We start from the raw sequence: 26,518 nt of genomic DNA on the forward strand, positions 1-26,518 counted from the left end.
CGCGCGGGCTTTTGTATTTTTTTATACGGCTAAAACCAGAATTTGTATGCTGCCAGTAATTGCCCTGGTCGGGCGCCCCAATGTGGGCAAATCCACACTTTTTAACCGGTTGACCAAGTCTCGCGACGCTTTGGTGGCCAACTACGCCGGGCTTACCCGCGATCGCAAGTACGGTGAGGCGGAGATCGACGGGCGCAAGCTGTTACTGGTCGATACCGGTGGTATTTCCGGTGGCGAAGAAGGCATCGATGCGGCTATGGCCGAACAATCTATGCAGGCCATCGAAGAAGCAGACTTCGTACTCTTTTTGGTGGACAGCCGCGCCGGCCTGACCCCAGCCGACGAGATGATTGCCGAGCGCTTGCGCACCCGCTCCAAGCCCACTTTCCTGGTGGCCAACAAAGTTGATGGGGTAAACCCGGATATTGCCCTGGCACCTTTCTATGAATTGGGTATTGGTGAGCTTTTCCCGACGACTGCTACCCACGGACGCGGTGTTCGCTCCCTGATGCAGCGGGTAATCGAGGACCTGCCCGAGCAGGAGATTGAAGAGGAAGCCGAGGAAGCGACCGGAATCAAGATTGCCATTGTGGGCCGCCCCAATGTGGGTAAATCCACCCTGGTTAACCGCCTCTTGGGTGAGGACCGGGTTGTTGTCTACGATCAGCCCGGCACAACCCGCGATAGCGTCTATATCAATTATGAACGCGACGAAAAGCCTTACACCCTGATCGATACTGCGGGCATTCGCCGCCGGAAAAATATCAAGGAATCGGTGGAGAAGTTCTCTATCGTCAAAACCTTGCAGGCGGTGGAAGATGCCAACGTGGTGGTGCTGGTGATCGATGCCCGCGAAGGCCTGGTGGACCAGGATATGCACCTGATGGGCAGCGTAGTACAGGCGGGACGCGCGCTGGTAGTTGCCCTGAACAAATGGGATGGGCTGGAAGCGGATCATCGCGACTATGTGAAAGCCGAGTTGGAGCGCCGCCTGCGCTTTGTGGACTTTGCTGATGTGCACTTTATTTCTGCACTGCATGGCACCGGTGTTGGGCATCTGTACGAGTCCATTGAGGGTGCTTACCAGAGCGCTACAGACAAACTGTCCACTAATCACCTCACTCGTATTCTGGAGTGGGCGGTAAGTGAGCACCAACCACCTTTGGTGCACGGACATCGTATCAAATTGCGCTACGCTCACGCCGGTGGACAAAATCCGCCGGTTATTGTGATCCACGGTAACCAGACTGAGCAGGTACCGGCACATTATGTGCGCTACCTGGAGAAGACTTTCCGCAAGGCTCTGGATTTGCACGGTACTCCGGTAAAAATTGAGTTCCGCACCAGCGCTAACCCCTACGCGGACAAAAAGAACAAGCTGAGTGACCGCCAGAAGGCCAAGAAACGCCGCCTGATGAAGTTTGTTAAAAAGAAGAAAAAATAAGAGGCGGTAACTTAGGTTACCTGTAAGCCGGCAAGGGATACTGCCGGTTTGCGCACCACTCCAGCTTCTACAGCCTTAACCCACAGTGGAATGGCATTGTGGGATTTCTATCGTACCAGTGATCCCGTTTTTGACGGGGCCAGGGAAGAAACCACAAGGAGAATACGATGTTGAAGCTGAAGAATCCTGCATTGCTGCGCAACCAGTCCTATATCAATGGCCAGTGGATTGACGCTGATTCTGGCGATACCTTCGATGTGTTGGACCCGGCAACTGGCAAGGCGGTTGCCAGTATCGCCAACTTGGGGGCAGATGAGACTCGCCGTGCTATAGAAGCTGCTGATAAAGCCTGGCCTGCCTGGCGCGATACTCCGGTAAAAGAAAGAGCGAAAATACTCAGGCGCTGGTATGAGCTGATAATTGCTAACGCCGATGATCTAGCCATTATTTTGACCGCAGAGCAAGGCAAGCCGCTGACGGAGGCCCGTACTGAAATTGTGTATGGTGCTAATTATGTCGAATGGTTTGCGGAAGAAGCCAAGCGCGTCTACGGGGATGTTATTAGCCCGCCTTCCAGTGATAAACGGCTCTTGGTTATCAAGCAGTCGATTGGTGTGACCTGTTCTGTAACGCCATGGAATTTCCCCAGCGCTATGATCGCACGCAAAATGGCTCCCGCTATTGCCGCAGGCTGTCCATTTATTGCCAAGCCCGCTTCCGAAACACCTCTATCCGCACTGGCACTCGCAGTTCTCGCTGAGGAAGCGGGAATCCCCCCAGGTGTTTTTAATATTGTCGCTGGGGATAAGGCACCGGAGATTGGCGCAGAAATGACGGCCAATCCCTTAGTGCGGAAATTTACTTTTACCGGTTCTACCGCTGTCGGAAAATTGCTGCAAGCCCAGTGTGCAGCAACCATGAAAAAAACCTCTATGGAATTGGGCGGTAATGCCCCATTTATTGTTTTTGATGATGCTGACATTGGCGAAGCCGTTAAGGGCGCAATTGTTTGTAAATATCGCAATGCCGGTCAAACCTGTGTATGCGCCAATCGCATTTTCGTGCAAGAAGGTGTTTACGATGAATTTGCACAGAAATTTTCCGCCGCGGTAAACCAGCTTTCCATGGGCAGTGGTTTTGATAGCGGTGTCGACATGGGTCCTATGATAACCACCAAAGCAGTGAAGAAAACGGAATCTCTGGTGGAAGATGCGCTGCAAAAAGGCGCGCAAACTCTAGTTGCTGGTGGTCCCAGTACTATGGGGGAATGCTTTTATTCTCCCGTAGTATTGGGTGGGGCCACCGATCAAATGCACTTGTTCAAAGAAGAGATCTTCGGTCCGGTAGCTCCGCTATATAAGTTCTCCTCTGAAGAGGAAGTCATTAAAATGGCCAACGATACGGAATTTGGTCTGGCTTCTTATTTTTACTCCAGGGATATCGGTCGTATTTGGCGTGTTGCAGAGGGGCTTGAATACGGTATGGTCGGTATCAATGAGGGTATTATTTCCAACGAAATGGCACCCTTTGGCGGTGTAAAAGAATCCGGGCAGGGGCGCGAGGGCTCAAAGTACGGTATTGAGGATTACCTGGAAATAAAATATCTGTGTGTCGGCGGTATTGATAAGTAGTTTGTTAAAGTGTTTGGATTTTAAATGGTTGTAGAGCCTATTGCGCGGGTGTATTCCTGCTTTGGTGAAAAGTTTGGAGTGCCCCGCCAGCCACTATTGGCGGATGCCAGTCGCGCCAGTATTGCGTTGTTACCTCCCCTGGATACGCCAGATGCAGTTGCTGGTCTGGAGCAAAATAGCCATATCTGGGTAGTGTTCCAATTTCACCAAGCCGCTGGGCAGTGGTCAGCTAAAGTGCGCCCGCCCCGTTTGGGCGGCAATAAGAAACTGGGTGTCCTCGCCACTCGCTCGCCTTTTCGTCCCAATAATATCGGGCTGTCAGTAGTTCGTCTTTTGGAGGTGCGCACCTCTCCTAAAGTAGAGTTGATAGTTGCTGGGGCAGATTTAGTCGATGGTACGCCAGTATTGGATATTAAACCCTATGTTCCCTATGCGGATGCATTAACGCATGCGCAAAGTGAATTTGCCGACGCAGCTCCAGTGCAAATTCCCGTTGCTATCCCCGAGCCAGTTCTGAATAAAGCCAAAGCCTACCGCGATGACTGGGGTACAGATCTCCCCCGTTTAATTGAACAGGTGTTATCCCAGGATCCAAGACCGGCATACCAAAAGATCGATCCACAGCGCATTTATGGCATGCAATTGTGTGAATTCAATTTGCGTTGGCGTTATACCGATGCCGGAATAGAAGTGGTGGCACTGGAATAACCCTCGATCAGCTAATTTCGGTATTCTGCAGTAAGTCAGGATGTGTCTCCTCCGTAACTGTCTAGGGTTCGGAAAGGATATGTCATTCATTTTCATGGGAAATACAATTCCCCAAGATACGGCATTCGCCTAAAAATAACGCCTAGCTATCCAAGGGCACAGCTATGCCAGTACGTGAAACCTTTAATTATCAAGGCTTAGATGCTATTCGCGTCGGCCGAGTTAACATGAGTGTTAACACCACTTTTGTTGTTTATCGACTCAATGGCACCGTAATTGACACTGGCCCCAGCAATCAATGGAAGTATGTCAAGCCGTTTATTCAAAGTGCACCCCTGAAGCAGTTATTGCTGACTCATCATCATGAAGACCACAGCGGCAATGCTGGCGCCATTCAAAAACTCACCGGTGTGCAGCCAGTAGCTCCCGATCTGACCATTGGTATACTAAAAAAAGGCTTCCGAATTCCCCCAATGCAAAAATTTTTCTGGGGAACTGCGGGAAGGGCAGAGGTGGCACCTCTTCCAGAGGAGGTCCACATTGGTGAAGAAAAAGTGGTGCCAGTATTTAGTCCCGGGCATGCAAAGGATATGACCTGCTATTTACTGCCTGAGCGTGGCTGGCTGTTTAGCGCTGATTTATTTATTGCCAACTACTTAAAGTTCCTGCGTATTGATGAAGATGTCCCTACATTAATGAAAAGTATAAAAGGGGTCCTGGATCATTCATTTGACGTTATCCTCTGTCCTCATAGAGGTGTGGTGGAGGATGGTTGGCAGCAGTTGAATAAAAAATATGAGTACCTGCTTAATCTGTCTGGAGAGGCGCAGGAGTTGACACAGCAGGGACTTCCCCTTGAAGAGGTTACACAGCGCTTACTTGGAAAAGAGGGGTTGTTCAGTGCTTTGACTGGCTATAACTTTTGCAAGAGGAATTTGATTGCTTCGTGTTTGACGGTTAACTTGTTAGAGATGTCCCGCCTCTAAATTCAGTTCTGGTTTCAGGGTAGCTTAAGCTGCCTGTCATGCCTGTTTGACTTTTAGCACAAAAAATGTTCGTGACATTCTTGTGTTTAGTAAATTTTGTGCCAAAAAGCTATCTACACATAAAAAACTAAAAAATTTTATTAAGGTTGACGACTGTTTTAGATAGTTATTATCATGCGTGCCAATTTGAGTAGTCAGTCTCATTATGGCTTTATGGGGCTGGATAGTACGGGCGATTAACCTTGACAGGATGTTATAGATTAGGAATCCAGCTGATTGGATTACTGATATTTTTCTTCGGTAGTCAACTAGCAGTGGCTGCAGATGATCATCATCGTTGCATATCCCTACCCGACCGTCAGTCGTTTACCGGAATTTATGGGGTTGTTAAAAACACATCTGAATTGTGTTTTGCTCGCAGTGAAGAGTTAACTGGTACGCTTGATCAGTTTATATTGATTGATGTATCTGAAAAGTTACCTGACCAAAATGTACCCCAAGATATCCTTTCAATTACCACTTCTAGAGTTAAGACTAAGAAATTCCTTAAATCCAAGGCCATTCTAGTTTTTTCTGAACCCCACAAGAGGCACTCCTTGGCAAAGCTATGTCAAGAGCTTGTGAGTTCAGGTTTTGAAAAGCCAAAAGTACTGATTGGCAAGAGACCCGAAGAGTTGTCTCAAGTGAAGACCACCATAGTGTCTGCGAATGATTATTTGGTTGAGTTCAGTCATTTTGGCGCAGTTACTCTTGCAGCTACTCACGGTATTGGTGAAGAGCTAGTAAATATGGGAATCTCAGTTGTACCTCACCAGGTAGATGAAGACCTGAATACCAGAATACGCAGTGCATTTATTAGTTATTCACTAAATGGCTACTTGCCAATATTTGTTGTTGCGGAAGATGGGCAAGAACAACGTATAGCAAAAAAGTTAAAACTAGGCTTTAAAGGTGAGGCTTTCGTTATTGCCGGTGGATTAAGTGCTTTAAAGAATGCCGTAAGGAATAGTGCATTAGGTGCAGCTAAACGAGCGGGAGTGGATGGGATGCCGGGCTGTGCAAGATAAGAAGTACCAAGTTAAGTTTAGTCTGCTCGCCTGTTTACTGGGAGCGATAGTATTTGCTTGCTTTTGGGTATATAAGCAAGTTGAACCAAATGATGCAATATATAAAACTACCCAAACCATACGTTATAGTTTTGAAGTTGGTAATCGGTCGAATCGATATATAGCGAACCCCGTTTTCAGTGCGTTTGCACCGGTAGAGCAAAATTCCTATCAAAAAACGGAATCTATTAACGCTAACTTTCCATTTGAGTTAAAAACAGACCAGTCAGGTAACCAGGCGTTGTTATTTGATTTGCCTGGTCTAGCTCCCTTTTCCAGCCAGGTTGTCAATATAACCGCTGTAGTAAAGCTGGCCGATAAACCTCAACCATCTACTTTGGAAGACCCACGTTACCTTGGAAGTGAGCCGGGGATTGAAACAAAAGCACCAGAAATAGTCTCTCTAGCCTCTAAGCTCAATGGTAATCCAGAAAAGATTAGTAGTTGGCTTTATCGCAATATTAGAGATATCGGCTATGTTGCCGAAGACAGAGGAGCGAGCTACGCAATAACAGCTCGGCAAGGAGACTGTACCGAATTCGCGTCGGCCTTTGTCGCGTTAACTCGATCTTCAAATATTCCGGCCCGTATGGTTGGGGGATTCACTATTGATAGTTCAGGCCGCCTATTTGCTGAAAATTATCACAACTGGGCTGAATACAAGGCTAATGATCAGTGGGAAATTGCTGATCCACAGAACAATATTCTGGATGCCGGCTACGGCTCTTATGTTGCATTTTATAACTTCGATAAGTACTCACGTTTGAAAAATAGTCATAGGTTCTTGACTTATGACAAACGATTAACAGTGCAGATGAAGTAAAAATGGATTTATATGGGAGGCGGATGGAGCTTCTCATATTTTGTTATTTTAAAAACAAAATGATGTTTAATTCAATGCGTTGCTGAATACCTGGGGGAACTGTGAAGAGCTATTTATCTGCGGTATGTATTTTAGCTACTATTTTTTGGGGAGAGTTGGCATATACAGCTGATACAAGTACTTTACAGAGTAGTGGAAATGTCAGTAGCACTGAAATTGAAACCATTACAATTAGTAGCGATACCCAGATAACGCCTGAAGATAAATCGTTGGATGGCAAGCATCTACGAATTGATGGAGCAATTTTAACCATAGATGGAGCGCATACATTTTCGAGTTTGATTTTGGAGAATAATGCAACTCTAACTCATTCGATATCACCTGTAGAGTTATTATCGCTAACAATAAATGGCGATATTGAGATCCAAAGCGGATCAAAAATTGATGTGAGTGCCCTGGGTACTTTGTCGACACAGCTAAATTGTTCTGGCTGTGGTGGAGCCCACGCCAGTTATGGTGGTGGACGGGGTCAAGAGCCTTATGGTGACTATGTAAATCCTAAGAGCCTGGGCAGTGGAGGTAGTTATACGGCGGATGAGGCAGAAGGAACTCGTGGTGGTGGTGCAGTACAGATTCAAGCTCAAAGTCTGCTACTTGATGGAAGTATAGATGCTAATGGCCAGTCATTGGGAGGTTATTATGGAGGGGCCTCTGGTGGATCTATATTACTTGAAGTACAAGATATTGATGGATCTGGGAGTATAAGTGCCAATGGAGGTACCGCTCATCCTAGCTACTCTTATGGAGGTAGTGGAGGACGAATTGCGATTTATCATTCGCCTGGAGTCAATTTTGATTTTATTAATCAAGTATCTGCTATAGGCGGTAGTGGAAAATCTGGAGGTGGGCCGGGCAGCCTTTACCTTCATGATGGCGCAGTTTATCGTTTGCGCATTAAAAATAGTGGTGGGGAGTATGGAGGAATAGATCACTGGACAGCCGAGCAGGGAACTCCGGGTGTAAGAGTAGCTAGTCAACAGCCTGCACCAGGCTATTCAGATGGTTCCTACTATCTCTACGGGGGGAATGATAATGAAGAATCAAAATTTTACCAGAATATCTCGTTTCCTGTAGATCAGACACTTATTGACTCGATTGGTAGAGGCGAAGTTAAGTTGGGCCTTGATTGGATACAATCCTCATGGAGCTCCGATGATAAAGGTGAGGTCGTTTTTCGTTTCTTAAATAGTAATGGGCAAGTAGTTTCTGAACAGGCCAGTGGTTTAGTTACAACGGCTGCAAAGATTTGGGAAAAAAAGCATTTTTCTGCTCAAGTACCTAGTGGCGCTGTCTCAGTTGACCTTATACTCCATTCCCAGCGTTATTCTGGAAGTAATAATGATGCCTACTTTGATCGACTTAATCTGAAATTATATAGAACCACTCAAGTAGAGGTTACTCCGAACTACTCCGCAGGTTTGCTAGTTTTAGATAACTACTCTTCAGGCAGCAATGTAGAAAAATATATTTTAGCTAAATCAATTGAATCTGATGTTCTACTAAAGAAATCTCATTTAGAAGTTATTGGTGATTTCAAGGCAGATGACAACCTAATAAGAGGTGATGGTAGCTCCTATGTTACCGTAACAGATAACATTTCAGGAACTGCTGATAACTTCATTGTTGATGGATATTCATTATCGCTCACTGGGGGATATTCTTTCAAAGAAAGGTTTGACATTTTAGGTGGTTGGATTGTAACTAGTGAATATGCTAATAATGCAAGCCTGCCTCTATCAATTAGTGCAAGTGATATTTTTATTGGTGCTTTAGCAAAAATCAATTTGAGTGGACGAGGGCTTGAACCTCTTGAGGGAAGTTATTGGAAATCAGGTGGTAGCTATGGCGGCTTGGGAGGAAAAGATCCTTCATCTGGTATTACAAATTCTCAATTTGGTAATCTAAAAAAACCGGCTGATTTTGGTGTTGGAGGCTATGGTGCAGACAGTTCCATAGCTACCCGTGGAGGTGGAGCAATTAAGCTTATTGCCTCAAATAAGTTCGAAGTTTATGGCGATATTTATGCTAAAGGTGAAACAGTCTACAAAATTGGTAGTGGTAGTGGTGGATCTATTTGGATTGAAGCTGGTGATCTGATTGGCGGAAGTGGCACCGAAATTAATGCATCTGGCGGTAATGGATATTATGCAGCCTCTGGAGGCGGTGGTCGTATTGCTGTCTACTACGATACGTTAACGGGGTTTGATCCCAAAACAAAAATTAAAGCATTTACAGGTAATAATTCGGGAAGTACGACAGCTTATGGCGGAGCTGGGACGGTGTATTTGTATGATAAATCGCTGTCCAGTGATAATGAATTGTTACAAATTGTTAATATTTCAAATTCTACTTCGTATGCCCCGTATAGCATAGGTGGTGTACTAGATATCCCGCTCTATCTTGATGATGTACGGGTGATCGTTGAAGAGGGGGCACATTTAGCCTCATCTATTTATGGAAGCAGTTTTAACAACGCTTATGTAACAGCAGAAGGTGATTTTACTGTTGCCAATAATGATTTGATTGTCGATGGTTTTACTTTTGAGCTTCCACAGGATTATAGTTTCGGGAGTATTACAGTCCAAAATAGTGGAAAAATTACCACTCCGGTAGCCTCAGATACCTTTACATCAGGTATTACCCTAAGTGCAACTGATTTTTACATTAGTTCTAATTCTTATATTGATGTCAGTTCAAAAGGGCTTGGTGCACTTGATGGTGAACATTGGAAATCAGGAGGGAGCTATGGAGGTTTGGGAGGAAAAGATCCTTTATCTGGTACCACTAACGCTCAATTTGGTAACTTAAAAGCACCAACCGATTTCGGGGTGGGAGGCTATGGTGCGGATAGCTCGGTCACGAGTACGCGTGGGGGCGGAGCAATTAAGCTTATTGCCTCAAATAAATTTGAGGTTTATGGCGATATTTATGCTAAAGGTGAAAAAATCCACAATATTGGTAGTGGTAGTGGTGGATCTATTTGGATTGAAGCTGGTGATCTGATTGGCGGAAGTGGTACCGAAATTAGTGCGGCCGGTGGTAATGGATATTATGCAGCCTCTGGAGGCGGTGGTCGTATTGCTATCTACTACGATACGTTAACGGGGTTTGATCCCAAAACAAAAATTAAAGCATTTACAGGCAATAATTCGGGAAGTACGACAGCTTATGGCGGAGCTGGGACGGTGTATTTGTATGATAAATCGCTGTCCAGTGATAATGAATTGTTACAAATTGTTAATATTTCAAATTCTACTTCGTATGCCCCGTATAGCATAGGTGGTGTACTAGATATCCCGCTCTATCTTGATGATGTACGGGTGATCGTTGAAGAGGGGGCACATTTAGCCTCATCTATTTATGGAAGCAGTTTTAACAACGCTTATGTAACAGCAGAAGGTGATTTTACTGTTGCCAATAATGATTTGATTGTCGATGGTTTTACTTTTGAGCTTCCACAGGATTATAGTTTCGGGAGTATTACAGTCCAAAATAGTGGAAAAATTACCACTCCGGTAGCCTCAGATACCTTTACATCAGGTATTACCCTAAGTGCAACTGATTTTTACATTAGTTCTAATTCTTATATTGATGTCAGTTCAAAAGGGCTTGGTGCACTTGATGGTGAACATTGGAAATCAGGAGGGAGCTATGGAGGTTTGGGAGGAAAAGATCCTTTATCTGGTACCACTAACGCTCAATTTGGTAACTTAAAAGCACCAACCGATTTCGGGGTGGGAGGCTATGGTGCGGATAGCTCGGTCACGAGTACGCGTGGGGGCGGAGCAATTAAGCTTATTGCCTCAAATAAATTTGAGGTTTATGGCGATATTTATGCTAAAGGTGAAAAAATCCACAATATTGGTAGTGGTAGTGGTGGATCTATTTGGATTGAAGCTGGTGATCTGATTGGCGGAAGTGGTACCGAAATTAGTGCGGCCGGTGGTAATGGATATTATGCAGCCTCTGGAGGCGGTGGTCGTATTGCTATCTACTACGATACGTTAACGGGGTTTGATCCCAAAACAAAAATTAAAGCATTTACAGGCAATAATTCGGGAAGTACGACAGCTTATGGCGGAGCTGGGACGGTGTATTTGTATGATAAATCGCTGTCCAGTGATAATGAATTGTTACAAATTGTTAATATTTCAAATTCTACTTCGTATGCCCCGTATAGCATAGGTGGTGTACTAGATATCCCGCTCTATCTTGATGATGTACGGGTGATCGTTGAAGAGGGGGCACATTTAGCCTCATCTATTTATGGAAGCAGTTTTAACAACGCTTATGTAACAGCAGAAGGTGATTTTACTGTTGCCAATAATGATTTGATTGTCGATGGTTTTACTTTTGAGCTTCCACAGGATTATAGTTTCGGGAGTATTACAGTCCAAAATAGTGGAAAAATTACCACTCCGGTAGCCTCAGATACCTTTACATCAGGTATTACCCTAAGTGCAACTGATTTTTACATTAGTTCTAATTCTTATATTGATGTCAGTTCAAAAGGGCTTGGTGCACTTGATGGTGAACATTGGAAATCAGGAGGGAGCTATGGAGGTTTGGGAGGAAAAGATCCTTTATCTGGTACCACTAACGCTCAATTTGGTAACTTAAAAGCACCAACCGATTTCGGGGTGGGAGGCTATGGTGCGGATAGCTCGGTCACGAGTACGCGTGGGGGCGGAGCAATTAAGCTTATTGCCTCAAATAAATTTGAGGTTTATGGCGATATTTATGCCAAAGGTGAGAAAAATGGATATGTTGGCAGTGGTAGTGGTGGATCTATCTGGATTGAAGCCGGTGAGCTGATTGGTGGAAGTGGCACAGAAATTAATGCGTCTGGTGGTGATGGATATTTTGCAGCCTCTGGAGGTGGTGGTCGTATTGCTGTCTATTACGACACATTAACGGGGCTTGACCCCAAAACAAAGATTAAAGCATTTACTGGTAGTAGCTATGCAGGTGCGATAGCTTATGGCGGAGCTGGGACGGTGTATTTGTATGATAAATCGCTGTCCAGTGATAATGAATTGTTACAAATTGTTAATATTTCAAATTCTACTTCGTATGCCCCGTATAGCATAGGTGGTGTACTAGATATCCCGCTCTATCTTGATGATGTACGGGTGATCGTTGAAGAGGGGGCACATTTAGCCTCATCTATTTATGGAAGCAGTTTTAACAACGCTTATGTAACAGCAGAAGGTGATTTTACTGTTGCCAATAATGATTTGATTGTCGATGGTTTTACCCTTGAGCTTCCACAGGGTTATAGTTTCGGGAGTATTACAGTCCAAAATAGTGGAAAAATTACCACTCCGGTAGCCTCAGATACCTTTACGTCAGGTATTACCCTAAGTGCAACTGACTTCTATATCAGTTCTAATTCTTATATTGATGTCAGTTCAAAAGGGCTTCTGCCATTTGATGGGGATCATTGGAAGTCCGGTGGTAGTTATGGTGGATTGGGAGGAACTGATCCTTCGTCAGGCACTGTTGCGCCAATCTTTGGATCGATTGAGGCACCAGTTGATTTTGGTGTGGGGGGGTATGGAGTTGATGCAACGATTGAAGGAAGCCGTGGTGGCGGTGCGATTAAACTAGTGGCATCAAATAGGTTTGAAGTATATGGGGATATTTTAGCTTATGGCCAATATAACCCAAACCTAATTGGTGCTGGAAGTGGTGGATCAATTTGGATCGAAGCCAAAGAGATTATTGGTGGTAGTGGTACATTGATCGAGGCGTCGGGAGGCAGAGGGTATAATGCAGCCACCGGGGGTGGTGGACGTATTGCTATTTATTATGACTCCCTTAGTGGATTTGCTCCTCGTGATAGAGTTCTAGCCATGGCGGGATCCAACTATTCAGGGGCAACAGCCTATGGTGGGGCAGGAACGGTATATTTATTCGATCGTTCTTTGTCCTCTAATAATGGTGAGCTGCTAATAACTAATAGGGGAGTCACTGGTTATTACGAGCCCTATCGAGTTTCAGGTCAATTGAATATCCCTCTGAGTTTGTATAATACCAATGTGATTATTGAAGATGACGCACATTTAAATAATTTAATTTCTGGTTCGGGTTATAACAGCTCATATGTAAAGGCGGAAGGTGATTTTACTGTTGCCAATAATAGTTTAATTGTCGATGGTTTTACCTTAGAGCTTTCTCAAGACTATAGTTTCGAGAATATTACGCTCCAAAATAGCGCAAAAATTACTACTACGGTAGCCTCAGATACCTTTACGTCAGGTATTACTCTAAGTGCAACTGATTTCTATATCAGTTCTAATTCTTATATTGATGTCAGTTCAAAAGGACTTCTGCCATTTGATGGGGATCATTGGAAGTCCGGTGGTAGTTATGGTGGATTGGGAGGAACTGATCCTTCGTCAGGCACTGTTGCGCCAATCTTTGGATCGATTGAGGCACCAGTTGATTTTGGTGTGGGGGGGTATGGAGTTGATGCAACGATTGAAGGAAGCCGTGGTGGCGGTGCGATTAAACTAGTGGCATCAAATAGGTTTGAAGTATATGGGGATATTTTAGCTTATGGCCAATATAACCCAAACCTAATTGGTGCTGGAAGTGGTGGATCAATTTGGATCGAAGCCAAAGAGATTATTGGTGGTAGTGGTACATTGATCGAGGCGTCGGGAGGCAGAGGGTATAATGCAGCCACCGGGGGTGGTGGACGTATTGCTATTTATTATGACTCCCTTAGTGGATTTGCTCCTCGTGATAGAGTTCTAGCCATGGCGGGATCCAACTATTCAGGGGCAACAGCCTATGGTGGGGCAGGAACGGTATATTTATTCGATCGTTCTTTGTCCTCTAATAATGGTGAGCTGCTAATAACTAATAGGGGGGTCACTGATTATTACGAGCCCTATCGAGTTTCAGGTCAATTGAATATCCCACTGAGTTTGTATAATACCAATGTGATTATTGAAGATGACGCACATTTAAATAATTTAATTTCTGGTTCGGGTTATAACAGCTCATATGTAAAGGCGGAAGGTGATTTTACTGTTGCTAATAATAGTTTAATTGTCGATGGTTTTACCTTAGAGCTTTCTCAAGACTATAGTTTCGAGAATATTACGCTCCAAAACAGCGCAAAAATTACTACTCCGGTAGCCTCAGATACCTTTACGTCAGGTATTACCCTAAGTGCAACTGATTTCTATATCAGTTCTAATTCTTATATCGATGTCACTGGGAAAGGATTTTTGCCTAATGATAGCGTTGGATATCAGTCTGGCGGTAGCTATGGAGGTCTTGGTGGTGTGTATACTAACAGTGAAACTAATCCAGTTTACGGTAGCGCTATATCGCCAATTGAATTTGGAATGGGAGGGCGTTATCAAGATGATAGTGGAACAGATTCTCGTGGTGGCGGCGCAATTAAAATAATTGCGGATACGTTGCAACATTATGGCTATATCTATGCGTCTGGGACCGGCAATTATGGCCGTCGTGGCGGAGGTAGTGGAGGTTCTGTATGGCTGGATATTGGTGAACTGATAGTTGGTGGGCAGGGATATATTTATGCAAATGGTGGTTATGGGAGTGTAGCTGGTGCTGGCGGAGGAGGTCGCGTAGCAACTTACTATGAGTCTTTAGAGGGCGATCTTTCATCAAGAATGAAAGCTGATAGTGGCGGCAGAAGTAGTTCAGGGATTGCCGGCGAAGATGGCACTGTCCATATCGCACAAAAAACAGTAGCTCCTCGAGTTCGCTCAATAACCCCAAGTGGCTATTACGGTGAGCTTATTTCAAGTGCCATTGTCCAGTTTAGTATTGGAATTGATACTGATACGCTTGATCTCAACGATATTCAGCTTCTGGATAGTGATAACAATTCTATAGCTGCAACAGCTATTACATCTATTGACGATATTCGCTATCAAGTTGATTTTGAAAAGACCCTGGTTGAAGGAGCTTATATCCTTTCTGTTGGTCCCGATATCTTCGGTTCTAACGGTTTAGGCATGGACCAGGATCAGGATGGTGTTGAGCAAGAAGCAGAGGATGACCGTTTTACTGCTACGATTACCCTTGATGTAACCTCTCCTCGGGCCATCGTTCTTGACCAACCTATTTCACCAATAGTGATCAATTCGAATAGTCGCTGGGTAACTTTATCAGGTAACAGAGAAGATAATACTGCAATCACTATTGGTGAGACTGAGATTGCTGCTAACGGGACTGGTTCTTGGAGTGGCAAATATTATGCACCTGAGGGTCAATCCACTGTTGAAGTTAGAGCTAAAGACCTGAGCGGTAATCTATCCGATCCAGTGTCACTGATTTTTAATGTAGATAGTAAGGCTCCGAATATTACCGGGGTCAATCCTACAGGCAGTAATAATATAGCTCCTCCATATATAACTCTTGTTGTAACAGAGGAAGGTAGCGGAATAGACGTGGAAAGTAGCCGGTTAGAGGTAAAGCGCAATGGCGTATCCCTATCCGGTTCCATCGATCTCTTTGAAGGTCAGATTCAATTTATTCCCCAAGCACCATTTCTTGATGGTGATTATGAGATCACCGCTCAAGTAGCTGATAAGTTAGGTAATACTTCTTCACAGAGTACTTATACTTTTACCCTGGACTACACGCCGCCAGTGGCACCAGTATTGGATGCATATCCGCAGGTTACTACCGTTAATGCTCAAGTATTTTCCGGTACTAAAGAAGCGGATAGTGCGATATTGGTGAATGGCAACCTGACCGTTGTTAACTCATCTAGCACCAGCTGGAGTACCCAAGTTGCTCTTTTGCAAGGGGATAATGAAATTTCATTTACGGTACGCGACGCTGCAGGAAATGTTAGTGATCCATCAGTTGCACAGATTCGTTATGATAATACTCCTCCCGGGGTAGTAAGCCCGGTAATTGACCCCAATGGTAGTGGTACTGAGGTGACCCTGGATTGGAGCAACTATAACGAGTTCGATAATGGCAATGACATAGCTGAGTATCGAATCTATCAGAGTGCGGCAAATTTTACTGATATCGCCGGTAAAACTCCGGTAGCGACAGTAGTACAGGGATCTAAACAGTATCGGGTGGAGGGATTACCGCGCGGAATGGCAATGCATTTTGCTGTTGTGGCTTATGATTCCCAGGGATTATTTAACCCATCGGTAAGTTCTATCGCAGTGACACCGGTAGATACCGTTGCACCAGATGAAATTACTAATTTAGTTGTGACACCAGGTGCAGATAACTTGATACTGAGCTGGAATCCTTCGGCTGATTCTGCCGAAGATTTGGCGGGCTACCGTGTGGTATTTACTGAGAGTGACCGGGTAGATGATATTCCTCTGTCGTCTTTGGCTGATCCCCAGGTGCTGGTTCAATATCAAGTTACTGGTTTAAGTGCGGCTACTTCATATCCGTTACGTGTTTACGTTTACGATAATGATGGTAACACCTCCAGCGGTATTACCGATTCCGGTACTACCCTATTACCTAATCCTGCGTCGGTTACTGTTGAGGCGAAGAGCAGCCGAATTGACCTTCAGTGGTCCAGTGTTTCCCCATATTCGCTTTTAAAAAATTATGCAGTATATGTAGAAGAAAATGCTTTCAGTAGTATTTCGGGGCTGCATTATCAATCACTGCGCAATAAAGGGAGTGAATCTGATACTGAACACAGCTGGTCTATGGCTGGTTTGGAAAACGACAAGACCTATTATGTGGCAGTGGTGTCGGTGAATAATTCCAATGGCTCTGAACAACTGGTGACACCGGTTGCGGTAACCCCTGTAGCAGATACCGACGGACCAGTAATTAGTGTTGCGGAGTACCAGCAGGGTGGTCAGGTTTTGGATCTAAACGCTGCACCGGAATTATCGAAGGATGGTAATTTTAAAATCACGGCAACTGACGATTCTGGAGTTGCTCGTGTTGAGTTCTATTTGGATGGCAAGTTGGAAGGGGCAGAGTACACAGCCATAACCAATGTCTTCACTCATGATATTGCACTGCTCAATTTAGCTGATGGTGATCATGGGTTAACCGTAAAAATTTATGATATTTGGGAAAATGTAATAATTGAGCAGTATCAATTTAGTGTGGCCCTGGCTGCACCTACTGCCCCGCAAATTACTAGTCCATCCGAAGGCTGGTTAACTAACAGCGAGCAGGTAACAATTTATGGTACTGCTGAAAAACAAACCCAAGTTCAGGTTTATCTTGAGGGTGTGCCTACCGATAATTTTGATACTGTCGATAATTACGGCAACTTCCAGATAGATGTTTCTCTGCAAGAGGGTGAAAACTCAATTACGGTAGCGGCTGAATACCCAGGTCGTGGAGGGTATGGTGCCCAAAGTGATGTGCGTAAAGTTAACCTGGATACCGATATCCCCGACGCGCCAAGTAACGTGACGGTGATAGAGCGAGAGCTGGGCCAGATCTCCCTTTCCTGGGACGCAGTAAGCAGTTATGACAGCAATAATCAAATAGCGGGCTATAACGTTTATCGTTCCAATGCTGAATTTACCTCGGTACTTGAAGCAGAACGGATTAATACACAGCTATTAGCCGAATTGAAATACAGTGACTTACCGACAGAGGATGGCGAATACTTTTATGCTATCACTGCGGTTAATGAAGCGGCTACTGAGGGCAGTCTATCCAGTTTGGTAGAAGCAAAGGCTGATAGTGAAGGCCCCCATGCATTGCAAGTGAGCTACCAGACAAACGGCTTGGTGGATAGCGCTAGTGGTCGCCATGGGCCCGGTACGGTAGAAGTAACCGTGCAATTTGATGAGCCATTACGCAATCAACCCTATTTTGCTATGGCGCCAGATGGTGGTGTGCCTGTCGCAGTAGAACTCAGCAAAGACTACAGCGATGACACTCTATATACCGGTAGCTTTATTATCGAGCCAGGCATGATGTCAGGTACTGCTTATGCAGTAATGTCTGCCCACGATAATGTGGGTAATCGCGGCACCGTTATTGAACAGGGTACCAGCCTGTTGATTGATGCCGAGGGCCCTGAAGTTATTGCTCTTACACTAAATCCCGGAGAGCCCTTAAAAGTCCACGAGCAGGATGGCTTGCAAGTGGAAGTGATATTGCAGCTGAGTGATGAAGTTAAAGCTGGGGCAATGCCTGAGTTACTACCACTGGTGGGCAATACCGTGCTGCCTGGGTTGGAATCTGGAATTATCCTTAATCGCGACGCCCAGTCTACTCAAGGACAGCCACTGTGGGTGGGCAGCTTTACCCTGCCAGCCTCTGCCGGCCAGGACGAGGAGGGCAATCCCACTGTAGATACGCTGCGCTTTAGTTTCCTGGCAGAGGATGATCTGGAGAACCAGAGCGATAAAATACGAGTGGCAAACTACTTCCAGGTTTATCAGGGTGACTTGCCACCTCTTGAAATTCCGCAGAGTTTGCAAGCTACTGCATTACCTGGTGGTGAGGTAGCGCTACAGTGGGATTCTGTTGAAGGTGCTCGTTATGTTTTGTACCGCAAGGCAGAAGGAGATGCAGACTTTACGGAAGTTTTGCGTCTTTCTGAAACGAGTATTCAGGATACCCTGCCCACTGACGGTAACTACTATTACGGTATTGCCAGTGAACGCCGTAGTAACGACCAGATCGCAGTGAGTTCAATGAGCGTACCTGTCAAAGTCGGTGCCGATAGCATTCCACCAGCAGCGCCAACGGAGCTGGCACTGGAGTTAAATGGGGCAGGTATCGTTGCTACTTGGCAGGCCCCCAGTGTCGACATTGAGGGTGGCTCCGAAAATGGAGAAACACTGACTTATAACCTCTATCGATTGGCGTTGGCTGAAGGGGAAAATGCTACTCAGGAAACTTTGCAATCGGTAGGTCCCCTGCAAACGGGTATCCCCGATACCATTGCCTTGGATAATACACCCAGTGAAAGTGAGCATGCCTATGTGATTACCGCCTTGGATGAGGCGGGTAATGAATCTGCTCCCAGTGTGACGGCTTATCTCAATTTTGGTCTTTTACCGGTCTCCGACTTGAGTATTCAGGTAGATGCCAATGGCAATCCTCAATTGCAGTGGAATCACACTGGTAGCGCGATTTCTGGCTATCGAGTTTATGTTGGAGAAGAGGGAAGTCTGCAGGAAATCACCAGTGGATTAATTTCCCATAGTGGCAATCCTACGATTTTTGTAGATAGTGACTTCAGTGCGGCGGAGCAGGGTGTAAATGCTGAGCGACGCTACACCGTAGTGGCTGAAGATAGTCTGGGAGCTACAAGTATTGGCCACAGCTTGTTATTGCCGGCACTCTCAGTGGAAGTGGTGGAATCGCAGGAAGGTGAGTCAGCCATTAAGCGCGGTGTGATGAATGAGGTGCGTTTCCGCGTACAAAATCGCGGTAGTAGCGATATTAGCGGTGTCAAACTCTTTGCGACTGTTAATGATAATGGAGCGGTCCGCGAGCACCAGTCTGTAGCCTTTAGTGTGGCAGCAGGTGGGCTGGTAGAAATTCCTATAATTGTCGGTGGTTACGACAAGTTGGATACTCTCAGTGATATTCAATTGCGTCTGGAACAATCCCCGCTTCCAGGAGAGACGATATTTATTAATACTGCCGATCAGGTTCTCGTTGGGGATGCGGCGTTGCGCTTGGATCTGGAAACCGACACTCTCTATCGCGGTGGTGTTGGGAAAGTCCGCTTTACTCTGGAAAACACATCGGCAGTAGAAACTGAGGTGCTGGTGGCACGCAGCAACGGCAGTGTAACTTCTGATGAAGTACGTGTACGAATTGAAGACACGGATAGCAACCTGCTTGCACTTCAATCGGTACAGCAATTCACCGGTGATGTGATTACGGTAGCCACTGGTGAAACCGTGGCACGTGTCCAACCAGGTAAGACTTTTGTTTCTGACTGGATTGAGGTGGCTATCCCAGCAGCTGCGCCAGATAATGTCACAATCGCTTTAGAAATTGATCAGTTCCGTTACCACACTGGAAAAGATACCCAGGTGGCAATTCAAGGTAATGGCACTCGCATCCAGGCTTCACTTCAGGAAACTGCTTACTATGGTGAGTTGGATACTGTAGCTCCGCAGCAAGTTTATGGGACCGAGGAAGTTATCACTATTACCGGGCGAGCCCTCGACCGCGATAGTGACGCTGCTCTGAGTAATGTGCCTTTGTCTTTGGTTATGGAATTGCGTGGCTTTGAGCGCAGCGCTTCAGTCATTACCGATGCCACTGGTAATTTCTCTTACCAGTTTGATCCGCAGGGACAAAGCGGTAATTGGCAGGTCTCCGTTATCCATCCGGACAGCCTCTCTCGTCCTGTTCAAGGTGAGTTTGCGGTACTAACTTCTTCAGTAACGCCTGGGCAACTGAGCGTAAATATTCCACGTAACTACACCCAGGAAATGCCGATTACAGTGACGGCTGGCCACAGTACAGCGCTGAGTGATGTGCGTCTGATATCGGTGGCTGCACCGGGTGAAGAGCAAATACAAATTCCCAGTGGCTTACACCTGGACTTGGGGGCTGTTATTGAGCTGGCGGAGCAGGAGAAAGGAGTTATAAATCTTTCGCTCTCTGGCGATAACCTGGCTCCGGACCAAGGCTACCTATATTTTCAGGTGTTGGCATCAGTAAATGGTATTGAGCAGTCCCTGGAAAATGTGTCCCTGGAGTACAACTTGGCGGAGAGCCGCCCGGCTATAAATTTCACTCCCTCTTATGTGGATAGCGGTGTTGCCTTGGGTGGAACAACGACAGAAACCATCGAGTTGAAAAACACAGGGTTCGATATGCTGCGCAATACCACCCTGAGTTTAGTAGATGGCGAAGGTAATCCGGCACCTACATGGGTAAGAGTTGAGGGTACGGCCGCACTGGGGGATTTGGAAATTGGTGAAGGCCGCGATATCAATATCGCATTCAGCCCAGATAATACTGTGCCTCAGGGAAATTATGAATATCGCCTGGTAGCTGAAGGGGATGGTGGTTATAGCTTCACCTTGCAGTTGTTTGTGGCTGTAGTGACCTCGGAAATCGGCAATGCGTTCTTCCATATCAGTGATATCTACACGGCAACCCTGGATGAAAATAATACGCTAATCCCAGGTTTGACTGGTGCCAGGATCGAGCTGCAAAACGAGCAGGTACTATCTGAAACCCGCACTATCAATAGTGATGCCAACGGTGAAGCATTCTTGCAAGATCTGCCTGCAGGTCGTTATGCCTATCGTGTCACTGCCTTTGATCATGAAAGTGTATCCGGTCGACTCTGGGTTAAACCCGGGGCCACAGTTGCGGAAGATGTTTTCCTGATGAATCAAATCGTTAGCGTGGAATGGCAGGTGAATGAAATTAACCTGGAGGACCGCTACGAGATTACCTTGGAAGCTACCTTTGAAACCCAGGTCCCCGTAGCCGTAGTTATGCTTGATCCCATCAGTGTGACTCTGCCGGATATGCAAAAAGGCGATGTATTTAGCGGGGAGTTGAGTCTCACTAACTACGGCCTGATTAAAGCGGAATCGATGAGTAGCAACCTACCCAGTGGTAATGATGTGGTTTCCTTCGAATTCCTCGCCGATGTACCGGAAATTCTCGAAGCAGGAGAAGTAGTTTATATCCCTTACCGGATCACCGCGCTGCGTGACTTCAATCCTTCAGAAGAGGGGGATGCCAGTGGCGCCGGTTGTGGTACTTACAGCTACCAGTATCAGGTGAGCTATGCGAGCGAGTGTGCCAATGGGCAGGTTGTGCCCGGTGGCACTTCCACCCATTGGGGAAGCGCCTCTTCCGGCTCTTGTGGTAGTGGAGGTAGCAGCGGTGGTGGTGGTGGCAAATACTACTACGGCGGCGGCAGTGGCAGCGGTGGTGGCTACGGCGGTAGCTACTCATCAATCAGTAGTGATGAGACCTTACGCTGCGCCCCCGATCCAGCTTGTGATGGCCCATGTAATAAGGACAACACAAGTCCTCAATAATTATGTACTGGCTCCTCTAAATATTAGGTAGGGGAGTCTCTCTAAAAAAACAAAGAATTGAACTTGTAGTGAATGCTCTGCATTTGCCGCTTTTAAGACCAGGAAATTATCATGCAGTTCTTTACCGGGAAATCCACTCAAGGATTAGCGGAAAATTTGTGGAAAAAGAATAGAGCGTTTATTAGTACAGTCTGTTTAGGGCTATCACTATGCACTTTATTTGCTGTACCTGGGGTTTGGGCTAAACCGGGAATTAGCAGTGATAGTGCAGCACCTAGAGCCGTGAGTTCCGGCAATCGCGAAGACTTTGAGGATATGCGGGTAAAGGTCTTGGGGGGGGATATCCGTATGACCCGCCGCTGGACCCGTAATGGCTGGGAGTGGAACAGCAGATGGAATTCAATTCTTACCTATGATGAATATAAAGCTCAGCTTGAAGGTGAGGAGCAGGAAGAGCTAGAGGAAGTAGAAAACGAAATTCGTGTAGGCGCCTTGCGCACCCTGGGAAAAGGTCGTTTTAGAGCGGGAAGTGGTGGCGGTGGCGGGCGCTTCGGACTGGCGGGGCGCACTGGTATCATCCCGGGGCAGAGTTGTAAGTTGCCCTATGAATATTTTTTATTCCGAAATGGTCAATCATACCGACCTAACGATTTCTTCTATGGCTCTGGTTGCCCTGTACCTGAGGGTGATGAATACCATGCACAACTCCGTTTAACACTAACTAAAGATGGCAAGAATTACACCTGGAAAGATAGAAAGGGAAACCTGACATATTATGAAGCAGGCAAACTGAAGTATTACCAAGATAGAAATAGTGTACGTGTTACCCTGGAGTATACAGAGGATCGAGTCAAATACGTAAAAGACCACCTTGGTAATACTGTTATTACCTATCATTGGAAGGAGATTATTGACGACGTAGATGGGGAAAGAATCTCCACTTACCTACTTGAAAAGTTAGAAGATTATTCGGGTCGAGTAGTAACTTACCACTACGGTGAAGACAGCAGCGATAACCTTAACTATCGACAGTTAATTGCTGTTACAGATATGCGAGGTTATGACTGGACAATACAATATAAAACCCTAGCTAATGATGAGCTTACTTTAGACAGCATCACCGATCCTAATGGACGTGTCACTAGATACTCCACCAATTCTGATGGTGATATTAATGGCTATGTAAATGCCGATGGCGTTGGTACTAGTTATACCCATAGTTACGATAGCGGAAATAAGACCTACAAACTAACTCAACGGGAAACCTCCGGTGTCATAACTGAAACTTGGCATGATGCTTCCGGGATGCCGATTAAGAAAACAATAGGTGGGGAGCTGCAGCATGAAATCACCTACCAATATTCTGGAGATAACACAGCATCTGATTACGCCGATCAATTCAAAGTCTCCTCTAAGGGGGCGAGCAGAGGTGGTTCTGGTAGGTTTTCTATTGCTGATATGGAGCCAGTTAGGCTAATCAGTAGTATCACTACAGATGCCCGTGGTCTGGAAACCAAATACTATTACGATACCTTTCGTAATATCACCCGTACCGAATTTGCCGATGGCAGTTATACCACTACCGATTGGAATACCGAATTAACCTTACCACTCCGAGAGCGGGATGAGCGCGGTGTTATTACCGAGTATGGATATGATAGTAATGGTAATTTAATAACGTTTACTGAAGCCTTGGGCACCCCTGAACAGCGTACTACCCGCTATACCTATGATGCGTATGGCCAGATGATTACCGAGACTACAGGGGAAGCCGTAGCAGGTAATACTGCCTTGGCTACTACTACTTGGGACTATGATGGGTACGGTAATGTTATTAAGATTACTGACCCAGAAGAACACAGCACTGAGTATCGAGATTACGATAGTAATGGCAATGCTACAACTATTGTGGATGGCCGACAGAATGTTTGGACGCGCAATTACGATACAGTAGGCAACCTGTTGGCAGACCTCAATCCCTATGGCCAGGGCTATGTGTACGAGTACGATGCTACTGGACACCTAACGAAGTTAACTGATGCTAGTGGAAGTCAAAGAAGTATAGTTAACAATACCTCAGGGTTGCCGCTTACGGCTACTGATGATGCAGGTAATCAGTTTAGACTGGATTATGATAAGGGCAACCGTCTTACCGCCATTGCTGACCCCGAGGGGATATCCATCAGTTTGGAATACAATAGCCAGAATCAATTAGATGCAATCATCGACGGAGAGAAGAATAGAACTAAATATATTTACCAAGATAATTTACTGTCGTTAATAGATTATCCCACCTATAAGGAAGAGTTGGTATATGGTAAGCGTAATCGGATTGAACAGAGAAAGAGGAGTGCTAATAATCTAGAACAATTACGGACTTTTGGATACGATCTAGATAATAATCTCAGTAGTGGGACGGATGCCCTAAAAAATACAGAGAAGTATGAATATGACAGCTTAAATCGGATAGTGGCCATTGTAGATCCAATCAATCATGAAGCAAAGAAAACCGAATTTTTTTATGATGCACGTGATAATCTATTGCAAGTTAAAGATTCGGAAAGTCGCCAGACGCTTTATAGCTACGATAAAAATAATCGTATTATATCCGAGACCAAGCATGACTTTGTGGGTATAGATAAAGATAGGGTCTATATCTATGATAATAATGGAAACTTAGCTGAACTTTTAAGCCCCCAGAAAGAAAAGCGCACATTTATTTATGATAATGCCAATAGGGTTATCAGATTGAAGGTCTTTGCTGGCAAGATCAATGTAGAGCCGGTAAAAATTGTAGATTATTACTATAATGAGAAGGCTCAGTACATTGGCTATCTTCAATATCCGGGTACTGATATTGCCAATGCTACCGCGGATATCGTTCGCCATGGTGAAACTTATACCTATGACAGTTTGAATCGCCTAATGTCAGTCAAGGTAGATTATTATGGTAAGGGGAATCAGGCTGAGTCAGTTGTTTTCTCCAAATCTTATAGTTATAGCTATTATAGTAACGGTCAAAAGAAGACCTATACTAACCCGGAAGGTCTTACCTATACTTACTACTATAATAGTAATAATCAGCTTGCTGCTGTACATATTCCAGGTGAGGGTCAGCTTGTCTGGACTGACTTTTATTGGCTAGCTCCACAGACTTTACTATTGCCGGGCGGTAATAAAATTACACTAAATTATGATGATTTTTTGAGAGTTAAGGAGCGAGTGCTGTTAGATAGCGCAGGTAATGATAAGGCTAAAGCAATCTACCAATATGATCTTGAAAGCAATATTCGTAAGATTATTTCAGAGCATGGTGAATACAATTTTAATTATGACGGTTTATATCGTTTAACAGAAGCGGATTATCCAATTGAAAATTATGCGAGTGATGAAAAATTTTCATATGATGGAGTAGGTAATCGTATAATACATGAGAGCTTGAAAGATATTGATGACGAAGAAAGTTATAGTGCTACTCAATCTCAAAGCAGTTACAATAATCATAATCAGTTAACTTCTGTTGCGGGCGATAATAGTGCCAGCCTGAAATATAATGATAATGGGCATACCATTCAGAAGTTTCAGGGAGGGATCACCTGGAATTACTCTTATAATTTTGAAGAGCGCCTAATTAGTGTTCAAAAGAATGGGCAGACTGTTGGTGAGTATCAGTATAATCCATATGGAAGACGAATATATAAACAAGCTGAGAGTTCTACGTACTTTCTTTATAACGAAGAGGGTATGGCTGCTGAATATGATTCCATGGGTAATTTAATTAAGGAATATCATTTTAGGCCGGGTATGCCATGGATGACCGAGCCATTGTTTCATCGTGTGAGTTCTGGTGAGGTTTATTATTATCAGAATGACCATCTAGGTACCCCTCAGCGGATTATTGATAATTCCGGTGCCACGGTTTGGGAGGCTAGATATGAAGCTTTTGGTTCGGCCGAAATTTCTGTTGAAGTAGTAGATAACAACTTACGATTTCCCGGGCAGTACTTTGATAAGGAATCATATTTGATTCAGAATTTATTTAGATATTTTGATCCTCAGGCCGGAAGATACATATCCAAAGATCCCGTTGGGTTAATTGGAGGGTTGAATAACTATATTTATGTTTATGCAAATCCTATTAATTCATTTGATCCGTATGGTTTATGGGCTTGGGGTGATCCTTTGCCTCAGTCGTGGGTAGATGGTGCTGCAGGGTTTGGAGATACACTTTCTTTTGGAATAACAGATAATATACGAGATTTAATGGGAACAAATGGAGCAGTAAACAAATGCTCGGGCGCATATGCTGGAGGCCAGTTAGCTGGAGTGGGCTTTAGCTTAGCTTTTGGAGGGGCTCACTTTGGAAGACATGCAATGAATGTTGGAGCAAAGAAATTTGTTAGTGATCCGAGAAAATATCCTACCGTACAAAAACAATGGTCAAAATCTGTTGGTGGTTATAAAGGTAAATATGAATTACATCATTGGTTTACTCCTCAATCCAAAAATGGTACTAGTGCGGGGTGGAATTTAGTTCCTGTAACTCCATCATTTAATAGGAGAATGAGTAATGGTGGGATTCTTTTTAATACCTTCAAAGGGTCATTGATCGGTACTTATTTAGGGGCCTTGGGAGCTGTACCAACAGCGTTATCTGAACAGATGACAAATCAAGATGAATGCAGCCCAGAAGAAAGAGAGGATCAAGCGTGCTAGTTTTTGGGAATAGGGTTTATGAAAGTTCTTGGTTTATATTGTTTATAGATACTGGGTTGG

At 45.0% G+C, this 26,518-nt stretch carries 8 protein-coding genes; all 8 read left to right on the forward strand.

What is annotated here, in order from left to right; all coding sequences use genetic code 11:
• Positions 1-46: 46 nt before the first annotated feature.
• The 8 genes from der to ACJJI1_RS12635 all read left to right on the forward strand — a co-directional run bounded on the left by der (position 47) and on the right by ACJJI1_RS12635 (position 26,458).
• Positions 47-1,444, forward strand: coding sequence for a ribosome biogenesis GTPase Der (gene der / locus ACJJI1_RS12600; protein ID WP_413664566.1), 1,398 nt, complete (start codon positions 47-49; stop codon positions 1,442-1,444).
• Between the two features lie 167 nt (positions 1,445-1,611).
• The gene (locus ACJJI1_RS12605; protein WP_413664567.1) at positions 1,612-3,075 is read left to right on the forward strand and encodes an NAD-dependent succinate-semialdehyde dehydrogenase; all 1,464 of its coding nucleotides are present in this window, start codon (positions 1,612-1,614) and stop codon (positions 3,073-3,075) included.
• Between the two features lie 24 nt (positions 3,076-3,099).
• Positions 3,100-3,783, forward strand: a complete 684-nt coding sequence (tsaA, locus tag ACJJI1_RS12610) for a tRNA (N6-threonylcarbamoyladenosine(37)-N6)-methyltransferase TrmO (protein ID WP_444936577.1) — start codon at positions 3,100-3,102, stop codon at positions 3,781-3,783.
• Between the two features lie 164 nt (positions 3,784-3,947).
• Positions 3,948-4,769 carry an MBL fold metallo-hydrolase gene (locus ACJJI1_RS12615; RefSeq protein ID WP_444956862.1) on the forward strand — a complete coding sequence of 274 codons (822 nt, stop codon included), beginning with the start codon at positions 3,948-3,950 and terminating at the stop codon, positions 4,767-4,769.
• A 314-nt stretch (positions 4,770-5,083) separates the two neighbouring features.
• The gene (locus ACJJI1_RS12620) at positions 5,084-5,836 is read left to right on the forward strand and encodes a hypothetical protein (protein ID WP_444956863.1); all 753 of its coding nucleotides are present in this window, start codon (positions 5,084-5,086) and stop codon (positions 5,834-5,836) included.
• On the forward strand, positions 5,826-6,698 hold the full coding sequence (locus ACJJI1_RS12625) for a transglutaminase-like domain-containing protein (protein ID WP_444956864.1): 873 nt from the start codon (positions 5,826-5,828) through the stop codon (positions 6,696-6,698). The genes ACJJI1_RS12620 and ACJJI1_RS12625 overlap by 11 nt, the downstream gene beginning before the upstream one ends.
• 101 nt (positions 6,699-6,799) lie before the next feature.
• The gene (locus tag ACJJI1_RS12630) at positions 6,800-21,742 is read left to right on the forward strand and encodes a fibronectin type III domain-containing protein (RefSeq protein ID WP_444956865.1); all 14,943 of its coding nucleotides are present in this window, start codon (positions 6,800-6,802) and stop codon (positions 21,740-21,742) included.
• A gap of 111 nt (positions 21,743-21,853) precedes the next feature.
• On the forward strand, positions 21,854-26,458 hold the full coding sequence (locus ACJJI1_RS12635; protein ID WP_444956866.1) for an RHS repeat-associated core domain-containing protein: 4,605 nt from the start codon (positions 21,854-21,856) through the stop codon (positions 26,456-26,458).
• The last annotated feature ends 60 nt before the right edge of the window (positions 26,459-26,518 follow it).

It is taken from the genome of Microbulbifer maximicatervae (SeqCode), from assembly GCF_052467065.1.